Here is an 11,491-nt window from a genome sequence, read left to right on the forward strand (position 1 = left end):
CATACACAAGTAGCTGTGAAAAGTATAGTATTTAGGCTTGCTGCAGATAGCGTACAAAACTGAAGCCCAGCCCGGTGCTGCTGGTATGCACCTCGCGGCTGGCTTCCACCCATTGCGGGCCGAAGCAGGGGGCGAATGCATCGCCGTCAAAGGCCGCATCGATCTCGGTCACTACCGCCGACTGCGCCAGCGGCAAGGCCTGGGCGTAGATCTCGGCCCCGCCGATCACCCAGGCATCGCTGTCCACAGGGCACAACGCCGCCGCCTCGGCAATTGACCCAGCCCGCAACGCACCCTCGGCCTGCCAGTCCGCTTGGCGCGTCACCACAATGTTCACGCGCCCTGGCAGCGGTCGAAAACGTGGCGGTAACGAATCCCAGGTTTTGCGTCCCATGACCACCGGGCAGCCCAGCGTGGTGCGCTTGAAGTGCGCCATGTCTTCCGGCAAATGCCAGGGCAGGGTGCCGTTGACACCAATCACGCCATTGGCAGCGCGGGCGAGGATGAGGTGCAGGCGCGTCATACCGCCACCGGGGCTTTGATGGCCGGGTGGCATTGGTAATCCAGCACCTCGAAGTCTTCAAACTGGTAGCTGAAGATATCCGCCGGTTTGCGCTTGATATGCAGCGTGGGGTAAGGGTAGGGCGTGCGGCTGAGTTGCTCGTTCACCTGGTCTACGTGGTTGCTGTAGATGTGGCAGTCGCCGCCAGTCCAGATGAAGTCGCCCACGGCCAGGTCGCACTGCTGCGCCACCATGTGGGTGAGCAGGGCGTAGCTGGCGATGTTGAAGGGCACGCCCAAAAAGATGTCGGCGCTGCGCTGGTACAGCTGGCAACTGAGCTTGCCATCTACTACGTAGAACTGGAAAAAGGCGTGGCAGGGCATCAGCGCCATCTTGTCGAGCTCGGCCACGTTCCAGGCGCTGACGATGATGCGGCGGCTGTCGGGGTTGGTCTTGAGGGTCTTGATGACTTCTGCGATCTGGTCGATGTGACCGCCGTCGGGCGTGGGCCAGCTGCGCCACTGCACGCCGTACACCGGGCCCAGGCTGCCGTCTTCACGGGCCCATTCGTCCCAGATGCTCACGCCGCGCTCTTTCAGCCAGTTGTTGTCGCTGCTGCCGGTGAGGAACCACAGCAGCTCCTGGATGATGCTGCGCAGGTGCACTTTCTTGGTGGTGACCAGCGGAAAGCCTTCGTTCAAATCGAAGCGCATCTGGTGGCCAAACACGCTGCGCGTACCGGTGTCGGTGCGGTCGGTTTTGGCGGTGCCGGTGGTGTGCACCAGGCGCATGAAGTCTTCGTACTGGGAGCGGACGGGGCGGGTGTTCATCAAGTCAATATCCAGAAATCAAATAGTCCAATGCCGCGACCAAATCGTGGCGCTGGGCATCGATGCAGGTCACGGGGTTTTTCAGCAAGCGGGCGGGGAAAGAGGCGATGGCGGGCACATCGGCGCACAAGCTTTGCCCGGCCACCGTGACCAAGGGCTGCAAGCCTTCGATGCGCGGCCCCATGGCGTGCAGGTTGCGCAGTGGGATGATCACACGCGAATCGATTTGCCCAATGTGGTTGGATTGCAGGTCTAGCCAATAAGGAATGCGGCCCCGCTGGTCGGCCATGGGGTTGGTGTAAACGTCAAATTGCGCCATGCTTCAAGCGGCTTTGGGCACCGGGCCCGGCGTGTCTTCACCTTGCTCGGCCAGCCATTGGTTCACTTGTTGGGCAAAGGTGCCTTCTGCGGCAATGCGGGCGTTGTAGTGGTCAATGGCCTCTTTGTTCTCTGCGTTCCAGCGCTCCCAGTAGATGCGCTTGACCTCGGCGGCCAGCAGCACGTCTACGGTCTGCGACACGTTGATACCCAGGCTGCGGGCCATTTCCAACGTCTTGGTGTTCAGCGTGAGGTTGGTGGCTTTTTTGGGGGCTACGGCGAGATCCAACATGGTCGGCTCCTTGAATCATGCGCACAGTATATGCGCATAGGTCTAAAACCCTGCAGCAGCCACCTGCACCACGCGGCCTGGGTTCATCAGGTTCTGCGGGTCCAGGGCTTCCTTGATGCTGCGCATCAGCGCCATGGCCACGGGGGATTTGTAGTGCTCCAGGTGGCCCACTTTCAGGCTGCCCACGCCGTGCTCGGCCGAGATGGAGCCGCCATGCGCCATGACGGCATCGAACACCAGGGTGTTGACGCGGTCTTCCTGGGTGCGCAGAAATGCGGCCGCATCGCCCTCGGCGGGGGCTTGCACGTTGTAGTGCAGGTTGCCGTCGCCCAGGTGGCCGAAGTTGACCAGGCGCACGCCGGGGATCTGGGCGGTCAGCAGGGCATCGGTGTGCTGCACAAATTCGGGGATGCGCGACACGGGAATGGAAATGTCGTGCTTGATGTTCAGCCCCTCTTCGGCCTGGGCCATGGAGATGCTTTCGCGCACATGCCACAGGGCGTGGGCCTGGGCGATGTTTTCGGCTACCACGGCATCGGTAACAAGGCCTTGCTCCATGGCCAGCTCCAGCAGGTGCTCGAAGCGTTCGCGGGCGTGGGTTTCAGATTCGCTGTCCGAGTTCTCCAGCAGCACGCACCAAGGCGTATCGAGGTACAGCGGCACGCGCTGCTGCGGGTAGTGTTTGGCCACCAGGCTGAGCGCAAACTGGCCCATCACTTCAAAGCCGGTCAGCCCCGCGCCCAGGTGCTGGTGGGCCAGACCGAGCAGAGTCACGGCGTGGTCCAGGCTGGGCACGGCCGCCCATGCGGTGAGCGTGGCGGCGGGTTGGGGTGCCAGCTTCATCGTGGCGGCGGTGATGATGCCTAGCGTGCCTTCGCTGCCGACAAACAGGTTGCGCAGGTCGTAGCCGGTGTTGTCTTTGCGCAGGCCGCTCAGGCCGCTCCAGATTTCGCCGTGCGCTGTAACCACTTCCAGGCCCAGGCAGAGCTCGCGGGTGTTGCCGTAGCGCAGCACCTGGGTGCCGCCCGCGTTGGTGGCCAGGTTGCCGCCAATGGTGCAACTGCCCTCGGCGGCCAGGCTCAGGGGGAACAGAAACCCGGCTTTTTCGGCCACGTCTTGCAGGTTTTGCAGGATGCAGCCCGCTTCGACCGTCATGGTCAGGTTGGCCGCGTCTACGGCGCGCACGGCCTGCATGCGCTGCAGGCTCAGCACGATCTGGGTGCCAGAGTCGTCCGGCGTGCTGCCCACCACCAGCCCGGTGTTGCCGCCCTGCGGCACGATGCTGACACCGGCGGCGGCGCAGGCTTTGACGACGGCTGCCACCTCAACGGTGCTGCCGGGGCGCACCACGGCCAGGGATTTGCCGCGGCTGCGTTTGCGCCAGTCCAGTTCGTAGGCGCTGAGGTCGCCGTCGGTGAGCACATGGGCTGCACCGAGGGTCTGGCGCAGGCTGTCGATCAGGTCTTGCATGGGAAATCTCCAGATTTAAACCGGTGCGGCTGCCGCCTTGGCGTTTTGGAAGCGCAGCCGCACGTGCATCGCGCAGGCGACGAACAAGGCCACGCACAGCAGGGCCTCGGCCAGGGCGTACCAGCGGCTGGGCGCGGCATCGCTGTAGGCACGGACCACGCCTTCGGTGAAGTACAGCCAGACCATCAGGCTGACCCAGCGGTAGGTGTACATGCGGTTTTTCAGCAGGCCGATGAGCGGGAAGCACAGCGGCACCGCCTTCAGCGCCAGCACCACGCTGCCGGGGCGCAGGGGGGCCAGCACCAGCTCCCAGGCCAGGCTGAGGGCAATCAGGCCCAAAAGGCTGCCGACGGCCAGGTTGCGGGTCCAGGAGATAGGGTTTTCAGGGGTAGTCATAGCGATGGCATCATAGCGGCCATGTCTTTGTCCCTCTCTGCCCTGTCCCAACGCTTCGACCAGTTCCTGAAAGACCTGTCCCGCTTCCCCTGGAGAACCACCGCCCACACCCTGCGCGAACGCTTTCGCGAGGACCAGCTGGGCCTGACGGCCAGCAGCCTGACCTTCACCACCTCGCTGGCGCTGGTGCCGTTTTTTACCGTGGCGCTGGCCATCTTCACCGCGTTTCCGATGTTCAGCAAAGTGCAGGGCGTGCTGCAAAAGTGGCTGGTGCAAAGCCTGATTCCCGAGAGCATTTCCCGCCAGGTGCTGGGCTATCTGACCCAGTTTGCCAGTCAGGCCAGCAAGCTGGGGGCGGTGGGCCTAGCCCTGGTGCTGTTTACCGCGCTGGCGCTGATCCTGACCATTGACCGCACGCTGAACGCCATCTGGCGCGTGCGCCGCCCCCGGCCCTTGGGCCAGAGGGTGCTGATTTACTGGGCTGGTATCACCCTGGGGCCGGTGCTGTTGGGGGCCAGCCTGGCGCTGACCTCTTACCTGATCTCCAGCTCGCAGGGGGTGGTGGATGGCCTGCCCGGCGGGGTGCGGCTGCTGTTCAGTCTGTTGCAAATCACCTTGCTGTCGGGCGGCATGGCGGCGCTCTACCACTACGTGCCCAACACCCGGGTGCGCTGGGCGCATGCCTGGTCGGGTGGGGTATTTGTGGCGGTCAGCATCGAGGTGGCCAAGCGCCTGCTGACCTACTACCTGGCGGCGGTCCCCACGTATTCGGTGGTGTACGGCGCATTTGCCACGCTGCCCATCATGCTGATCTGGATTTACCTGGCCTGGGTGATCGTGCTGCTGGGCGCGGTGATTGCAGCCTACATGCCCAGCCTGCTGGAAGGCGTGCCGCGACGCTCCACGCCGCACGGTTGGTCGTTTTTGCTGGCCATCGAGGTTCTGCAACATCTGCACGCCGTGCAGGCCCGCGGTGACAAAGGCCTGAGCATGGCGCAACTGGCCCAGGCCCTGCAGGTCGATACCTTGCAACTGGAGCCAGTGCTGGCGGCGCTGGGCGGGCTGGACTGGGTAGGGCGGCTGGACGAAGCCGACCCGCTGGACGCCACCGCCAAGCCCCGCGACCCACGCCTGCTGCTGCTGGTCAACCCCGACACCACGCTGCTGCTGCCGCTGGTCGACCAGTTGCTGCTGACCCCGGCCCCGGCGCTGGAAAATTTATGGAAAAACAGCGACCGGCGCAGTATGTACCTACGCGAGGTGCTCTGAATTTGCTAGCGGATCAGCCCTGCGCGGGATACCGTAGCAGCGGCCAGGCTGGCCGGCGCAGATTCCACCCGGTTGCGGCCCAGATGTTTGGCGCGGTACAGCTGCTTGTCCACCGCGTCCACAAACTCCGCCATGCTGGAATCGACACCGGGAATGCAGGTGCCCACGCCCAGGCTGGCGGTGAGGTGGCCGATGGGTGAGCCCTGGTGCGGAATCTGTAGTTGGGCCAGCAGGTTGCGGCAGCGCTCGGCGATTTTCAGGGCGGCTTTTTCGTCGGTCTCAGACAGCACCAGCACAAATTCTTCGCCGCCGTAACGGCCCACAAAGTCGCGCGAACGGGTGGCCGCCGAGGCCAGCGTCTGGGCCACCAGCTTCAAGGTGTCGTCGCCCTTCAAGTGGCCGTAGTGGTCGTTGTAGGGTTTGAAGAAGTCGATGTCCAGCATGATCACCGACAGCGGCTAGTGGTTGCGCCGGGCGTTGCCCCATTCGATCTCCATGATCGAATCAAACAGCCGCCGGTTGGCAATGCCGGTCAGGCCGTCTTTGAAGGACAGCTCTTCCAGCTCTTTTTGCAGGGTGATGAGTTTTTCTTCGGTCTTTTTGCGTTCGCTGATGTCAAACATGAAGCCCACCAGCGCCTCCACCTCACCGTGTTTGCGCACCACGTGCACCACGTCGCGGATCCACACGTAGCCGCCGTCCTTGGTCAGGGCGCGGTAGTCGGCCTCGTGGTCCACCCCGGCCTGGGACTGGCTGACGCAGAAGTTGAAGGTTTCCTCGCGGTCCTCGGGGTGCATGCGGTCGGCCCAGTCTTGCGCGCCGACCCAGCTCTCGGGGCTCCAGCCCAACAGCTCTTCAATTTGCGGGCCGATGTAGCTAAACGTCAGGGTCTTCCAGTCAATCCGCCAGGGGATGGCCTTGGTGGATTCGAGCAGGGTCTTGTAGACGGAGGGGTCAATGTCCATGGGGCAGTACAGGTAAAGGCCAGCAGCTTACCGCATCCGCGTGCAACTGTAACAAATTGTAGAAATTCCCAGAGGCCGGATGTGGCCATCCATGCTGCTAGATGAGATTTATAAGAAATAGGCCTCTGGTGCTTATCTCTCCTGTACAAGTAGCTATAAAAACAGGAGTATTTAGACCCCGGGTGGGATTGGCACCGCATGCAGGTCGGCCCGCCGAAACGGCGTGTCGTGGGCAGACAGTCGCAGCGCCAACTGCGTCACCATGTCATGCGACCGGGACGGGGCGGCGTGCACCGGCATCACCACCAGCCAGCCCAGCAGCGCCAGCAGCACCCAGCGGTGCGGGCGTGGGCTGGGCGCCGGCAGGCTGTGCGGCATGTGCCAAATCGTCCAGCCGCTGGCACAGGCACCCAAGGCCAAGCCAGCCACCACTTCGGACACAGAGTGCACCTGGATGTGGACCCGGCTCCAACCAATCACCAGCGCCAGGGCATAGCCTGCCAGCATGGCCCAAAAATGGGTTCCTGGCGCGCGGCTTGATTGCGTGGCCAGCGTGTAGCCCAGCACCGGGTAGATGGCAGCTGAGAACATCGCGTGGCCCGAAAACCCGGTGAAATCAATCGCCGCAATGCCCAGGCCCCAGCCGATAAAAGCGATTTTGGACAGCGTGGTGATGCCCACCGCCAAGCCCAGCGGCATCAGCCACAGCAGCAGCGGGCGGATGGCGCGGGTGGTCGCCAGCAGCCACAGCGTGAGCGCAACGGCCAGCGGCACGACGATGCCGATCTCGCCAAAACGGGTGATCCAGTAGGGGGCTTTGGCGATGAAGAGGTCCATAGACGGATTTTATTGCAGTGCAGCATGGGGCAGCATGCCTGCGCAGGCGCATTTCCTGCCGTGCCATAGGCTTTTGTGGGCTATATTGCAAGTACATCCATCACCCATCCATCCATTGCGCACTGCGTTACCAGGAGAACCCCATGAAAGTCAGCGACATTCTGCGTGTGAAAGGCAATACGCTCTATACCGCCAACCCCGATGAGCCCCTTGCGACCGCTTTGGCCATGATGGCGGAGAAGGACATGGGTTCTCTGGTGGTCATGTCCCATGGCGATCTGGTCGGCATGCTGACCTTTCGCGAGGTGATCCAACTGGTGGTGAAAAACGGCGGCAGCATCGGCACCACGCTTGTCCGCACTGCCATGGACGACCACCCCTTGACCTGCACCCCCAACACCGAGCTGGACGACGTGCGCCGCATGATGCTGGAGCGCCACGCCCGCTACATGCCGGTGATGGACCAGAAAATGCTGATGGGTGTGATCAGCTTCTACGACGTGGCCAAGGCCGTGGTGGACAGCCAGAATTTCGAAAACAAAATGCTCAAGGCCTATATCCGCGACTGGCCTGCAGGTGAAGAAGAGGCTTCCTAGTACACCCCTAGGTTGCAGTGCTTCGCATCTTTGGCTAACCCTCTTGCAGGGGGCGATACCAGTGGCCCGGCAAAGCCGGTTCCACGGTATCCCTGGAAGGGGTGTCTCGCTGTGGGGTGTTGGTACTTTTGGCTGATTGTTTTTATTGAACAGCGTGAGTAGCTATTAAATTTATAGCATCTGATTTTCGGCATAAAAAAAGCCCGGTGGGTGTCACCGGGCTTTTTGCTGTGTGCTGTTTAGAGCTGGTTGGCGTAAATCATGTCGCGCACGCGGGGGTAGATTTGCTGGTTCCACTTTTTACCGCTGAACACGCCGTAGTGGCCTACGCCGGTCTGGATGTGGTGGGTGCGCTGGCTGGGGCGTACGCTGCTGGCCAGGTCTTGGGCGGCCATGGTCTGGCCGACGGAGCAGATGTCGTCGCGCTCGCCTTCCACCGTCATCAGCGCGGTGCGGCGGATGGCGGCGGGGTTGACAATACGGTCTTTGTAGGTGAGCACGCCACGTGGCAGGTCGTAGGTTTGAAACACCTTGGCCACGGTTTCCAGGTAGAACTCGGCGGGCAGGTCGTTCACGGCCAGGTACTCGTCGTAGAAGTTGCGAATAGTGTCAGCCTTGTCGATATCGCCTTCCAGCAGGTATTTGTACATGTCTTTGAACTGCGCTTTGTGGCGCGCCGGGTTCATGCTCAAGAACGCGCTGAGCTGGATGAAGCCCGGGTACACCCGGCGCATAAAGCCCTTGTGCGGCATGGGCACGTGGCTGATCAGGTTCTTTTCAAACCACTCGATGGGCTTGCTGGTGGCCAGGACGTTGACCCCGGTGGGGTTGATGCGGCAGTCGACCGGGCCGGCCATCAGCGTCAGGCTGCGCGGCTGGCAGGGGTTGTCGTCCTCGGCCATGATGGCGGCTGCGGCCAGCGCGGCCACGCAGGGTTGGCACACGGCCACCACATGGGTGCCGGGACCGATGGCTTCGATGAAGCGGATCATGTGCTCGGCATAGTCGTCCAGCGCAAAGGCGCCTTCGGTCAGCGCCACGTCGCGGGCGTTGTGCCAGTCGGTGATGTAGACATCGTGGTCTTGCAGCAGGGTGCGCAGGGTTTCGCGTAGCAGCGTGGCAAAGTGGCCCGACAGTGGTGCCACCAGCAGCACCGGGGGTTGGCCATCCATATCGACCGCGTCACCCGTGCGCTTGAAATGCAACAGGCTGCCAAAGGGCAGGGTGAGGGTGGTTTCCTCGGTGACCTCCACCTCCACCTGACCCACTTTGACCGATGTGATGCCGTAGCCGGGCCGTGAATGGGTGAGTCGCAGGCGTGAAAACACATCGCAGGCGGCGGCAATTTTGCGCACCGGGCTGTTTTCCGTGTCTTTGAACCAGAGCGATGAGCCAAGGCTTTGCGCCATCAGGCGCAGCGGAGACATCAAGTCGGACTGGAGTTGATAGGCCTGATAGAGCATTTGAATTGTTCCTGACTTGGTGCGGAGATTGCACCAACTACAGGCAAGTTACGGGCCAGTTACTGGATGCAGCCTAGAGGGTGGCCTCCATTCGGTACGCCATACGTAGAAATACGGATTTGCATTAGTGCGGGCTCTGGCATAGCCCTTGCTGAATGGACCACAACACAAGGAGCTACCCATGCGTAAAGCAGAGTTGACGATCAGCAGCAAAAACTACGGTGCCTGGGCCCTGCGCGGCTGGCTCGCCGCCAAGTTTGCTGGGCTAGAGTTCACCGAAAACGTGGTTTCTCCCGATGATCCGGCCATGAAAGCCGAGATGATGTTGCTATCGTCCTCCATGTTGGTGCCCTCTTTGCAGCACAACAAGATCAAGGTCTGGGACACCTTGGCCATTGGCGAATATCTGAATGAAATCAAGCCCAAAGCAGGTTTGCTGCCCGCCGACGCAGCCGCCCGCGCCCATTGCCGGGCTATCTGCGGCGAAATGCATTCGGGCTTTTCGTCGCTGCGCACGGCGCTGCCGATGAACATCAAGGCCCACTTTGCCGAATTCAAAATCTGGTCGCGCGCCCAGAGCGACATCGACCGCATCGTGGAGATCTGGAAAGAATGCCTGGCCAACTACGGCGGCCCGTATCTGTTTGGCGAGCAAGTGGGCATGGCCGATGCCATGTACGCCCCGGTGGTCACCCGCTTTTTGACCTACAACGTGGCGCTGGACCCGGTGTGCGCCGCCTACTGCCAGCGCATCATGGCCTTGCCCGCGATGCAGGAATGGGTGGCCGAGGCGATGAAAGAACCCGAAGAAATCGACGAACTCGACGCAGAGTTCTAAGTTCTAACAAAGACGGGCGGGGGATTTGGAGTCCCCTGCCTTCTATCGCTCTATTTCCAGGGCGTTGATTCGGGGATCTCGCACACGGGATCCACGTCGATCGACTTGAAGTCGGCCGGCGACACAATTTCCAGATACTCCATATCCGGCGAGTAGTCGAACAGGTAGTGGCGGATGCCGGGGCGCTGGTGCACACAGTCACCCGCCTGCACCAGGGTCTCTTTGTCTTCGTACATAAAGCGCGCCCAACCCTTGACCATGATCACGATCTGGAAGTCCGCCTCATGCCGGTGCCAGCCCGTGCCCTTTTCTGGAGCCATGTTCGCCTTAACAAGGTGCGCAATCACCTTTCCGTGCGTAGCTTCGGCAATGCCGAGGTCCCGGTACAGAAAAAAGTCGCGCAAACCGCCTTGCACAAAATCGGTGTCGCCAGGTTTGACATGGGAAAATTCGGTCGTGGTAGCTTGCAGCATGAGCCTCTCCTTGGTGGATGTACGTGAAAACCCGCAGGGGGTAGGGGGCTATAAGCATGAACCGTTCCCAAGTTCGGGCGCTGTAGTCTAGGTCGGGGATAATCAGCGGCTATGAGCGGAAATACCTTCGGAACCCTATTCGCAGTCACCAACTTTGGTGAATCCCACGGCCCAGCCATTGGCTGCGTGATCGACGGCTGCCCCCCCGGCATGGCCTTGTGCGAGGCCGACATCCAGGGCGACCTGGACCGTCGACGCCCCGGCACCAGCCGCCACGTCACCCAGCGCAACGAGCCCGACGCGGTCGAAATCCTGAGCGGCGTGTACGAGGGCAAAACCACCGGCACCCCCATTGCCCTGCTGATTCGTAATGCTGACCAGCGCAGCAAGGATTACAGCGCCATCGCCCAGAGCTTTCGCCCTGGTCACGCCGACTACACCTATTGGCACAAGTTCGGCATCCGTGACCCGCGTGGCGGCGGCCGTTCGTCCGCCCGCCTGACCGCTCCCACCGTAGCCGCAGGTGCTGTAGCCAAAAAATGGCTGGCAGAGAAGTACGGCATGGTGTTTCGCGGCTGCATGACCCAGGTGGGCGACCTGGTGGTGCCGTTCGAGAGCTGGGACCACGTGCCCAACAACCCGTTTTTTGCCCCGGTGGCCGACGTGTCTGCGCTGGAGGACTATATGGATGCCTTGCGCCACGCCCAGGATTCCTGCGGCGCGCGCATCCGCGTCACCGCCACCGGCATGCCCGTAGGCCTGGGCGAGCCGCTGTTTGACAAGCTGGATGCCGACATCGCCTTCGCCATGATGGGCCTGAACGCCGTCAAAGGCGTGGAGATTGGTGCCGGTTTTGCCAGCGTGGCGCAACGTGGCAGCATGCACGGTGACTCGTTGTCACCACAGGGTTTCAAGTCGAACAACTCGGGCGGCGTGCTCGGCGGCATCAGCACCGGGCAAGACCTGGAAGTGTCCATCGCCATCAAGCCCACCAGCTCCATCACCACGCCCCGCGAGACGATCGACACGGCAGGCCACTCCACCGAAGTCATCACCAAAGGCCGCCACGACCCCTGCGTAGGCATCCGCGCCACGCCTATCGTTGAGGCGCTGTTGGCCCTGGTGGTCATGGAACACGCCCTGCGCCAGCGTGCGCAGAATGCCGATGTGGTGCAGGCGGTGGGACCGATTGCGGCATCGGCGGGGTGATCGATCTGCGGGTACGTTCAGTCATAGCCCTTG

13 protein-coding genes and 1 pseudogene are annotated in these 11,491 nt (G+C 62.1%); 4 read left to right on the plus strand and 10 right to left on the minus strand.

The genetic code is table 11. The annotated features are described in order from the left end of the window. Nucleotides 1-31: 31 nt before the first annotated feature. Genes Q0T48_RS06465 through Q0T48_RS06490 form a run of 6 tightly spaced genes read right to left on the minus strand, consistent with a single transcriptional unit; the run spans nucleotide 32 to nucleotide 3,808 of the window. Entirely contained in the window at nucleotides 32-523 is a 492-nt protein-coding gene (locus Q0T48_RS06465) for a dihydrofolate reductase (RefSeq protein WP_295954026.1), read from the minus strand. Next, nucleotides 520-1,332 carry a thymidylate synthase gene (locus Q0T48_RS06470; RefSeq protein WP_295954028.1) on the minus strand — a complete coding sequence of 271 codons (813 nt, stop codon included), beginning with the start codon at nucleotides 1,330-1,332 and terminating at the stop codon, nucleotides 520-522. Before Q0T48_RS06470 ends, Q0T48_RS06465 begins: the two co-directional genes overlap by 4 nt. 4 nt (nucleotides 1,333-1,336) lie before the next feature. Next, nucleotides 1,337-1,651: a CcdB family protein gene (locus tag Q0T48_RS06475; protein WP_295954029.1), complete on the minus strand. Its 315-nt coding sequence runs from the start codon at nucleotides 1,649-1,651 to the stop codon at nucleotides 1,337-1,339. A gap of 3 nt (nucleotides 1,652-1,654) precedes the next feature. Next, on the minus strand, nucleotides 1,655-1,942 hold the full coding sequence (locus tag Q0T48_RS06480; RefSeq protein ID WP_295954031.1) for a type II toxin-antitoxin system CcdA family antitoxin: 288 nt from the start codon (nucleotides 1,940-1,942) through the stop codon (nucleotides 1,655-1,657). A gap of 42 nt (nucleotides 1,943-1,984) precedes the next feature. After that, on the minus strand, nucleotides 1,985-3,412 hold the full coding sequence (locus Q0T48_RS06485) for an FAD-binding oxidoreductase (RefSeq protein WP_295954033.1): 1,428 nt from the start codon (nucleotides 3,410-3,412) through the stop codon (nucleotides 1,985-1,987). A 15-nt stretch (nucleotides 3,413-3,427) separates the two neighbouring features. Further along, entirely contained in the window at nucleotides 3,428-3,808 is a 381-nt protein-coding gene (locus Q0T48_RS06490) for a DUF2069 domain-containing protein (RefSeq protein WP_295954035.1), read from the minus strand. Between the two features lie 21 nt (nucleotides 3,809-3,829). Between Q0T48_RS06490 and Q0T48_RS06495 the strand changes: the two genes are divergently transcribed. Next, nucleotides 3,830-5,077 carry a YihY family inner membrane protein gene (locus Q0T48_RS06495; RefSeq protein ID WP_295954036.1) on the plus strand — a complete coding sequence of 416 codons (1,248 nt, stop codon included), beginning with the start codon at nucleotides 3,830-3,832 and terminating at the stop codon, nucleotides 5,075-5,077. A 5-nt stretch (nucleotides 5,078-5,082) separates the two neighbouring features. On the opposite strand, the pseudogene Q0T48_RS06500 reads toward Q0T48_RS06495, so the two are convergent. Together Q0T48_RS06500 and Q0T48_RS06505 are read right to left on the minus strand one after the other, a co-directional pair. Continuing rightward, nucleotides 5,083-6,042 (minus strand): annotated as a pseudogene (locus tag Q0T48_RS06500) (sensor domain-containing diguanylate cyclase). A 171-nt stretch (nucleotides 6,043-6,213) separates the two neighbouring features. Continuing rightward, complete coding sequence (locus tag Q0T48_RS06505; protein WP_295954038.1) at nucleotides 6,214-6,879, minus strand: phosphatase PAP2 family protein; 666 nt, start codon at nucleotides 6,877-6,879, stop codon at nucleotides 6,214-6,216. Nucleotides 6,880-7,022: 143 nt separating this feature from the next. Between Q0T48_RS06505 and Q0T48_RS06510 the strand changes: the two genes are divergently transcribed. After that, nucleotides 7,023-7,475, plus strand: coding sequence for a CBS domain-containing protein (locus tag Q0T48_RS06510; protein ID WP_295954042.1), 453 nt, complete (start codon nucleotides 7,023-7,025; stop codon nucleotides 7,473-7,475). 239 nt (nucleotides 7,476-7,714) lie between these two features. Here the strand turns inward: Q0T48_RS06510 and phaZ are convergent, their stop codons facing one another. Then, nucleotides 7,715-8,938 carry a polyhydroxyalkanoate depolymerase gene (gene phaZ, locus Q0T48_RS06515; RefSeq protein ID WP_295954046.1) on the minus strand — a complete coding sequence of 408 codons (1,224 nt, stop codon included), beginning with the start codon at nucleotides 8,936-8,938 and terminating at the stop codon, nucleotides 7,715-7,717. A 181-nt stretch (nucleotides 8,939-9,119) separates the two neighbouring features. Here phaZ and Q0T48_RS06520 point away from each other — a divergent pair, with 181 nt between their 5' ends. Continuing rightward, nucleotides 9,120-9,776 carry a glutathione S-transferase gene (locus tag Q0T48_RS06520; RefSeq protein WP_295954047.1) on the plus strand — a complete coding sequence of 219 codons (657 nt, stop codon included), beginning with the start codon at nucleotides 9,120-9,122 and terminating at the stop codon, nucleotides 9,774-9,776. Nucleotides 9,777-9,826: 50 nt separating this feature from the next. Here Q0T48_RS06520 and Q0T48_RS06525 read toward each other — a convergent pair whose 3' ends face one another. Continuing rightward, entirely contained in the window at nucleotides 9,827-10,249 is a 423-nt protein-coding gene (locus tag Q0T48_RS06525) for a cupin domain-containing protein (RefSeq protein ID WP_295954050.1), read from the minus strand. 111 nt (nucleotides 10,250-10,360) lie between these two features. Between Q0T48_RS06525 and aroC the strand changes: the two genes are divergently transcribed. Further along, nucleotides 10,361-11,458, plus strand: coding sequence for a chorismate synthase (aroC, locus tag Q0T48_RS06530; protein WP_295954053.1), 1,098 nt, complete (start codon nucleotides 10,361-10,363; stop codon nucleotides 11,456-11,458). The last annotated feature ends 33 nt before the right edge of the window (nucleotides 11,459-11,491 follow it).

The sequence above is a fragment of the Rhodoferax sp. genome (assembly GCF_025354435.1).
Classification (GTDB): domain Bacteria; phylum Pseudomonadota; class Gammaproteobacteria; order Burkholderiales; family Burkholderiaceae_C; genus Rhodoferax_B.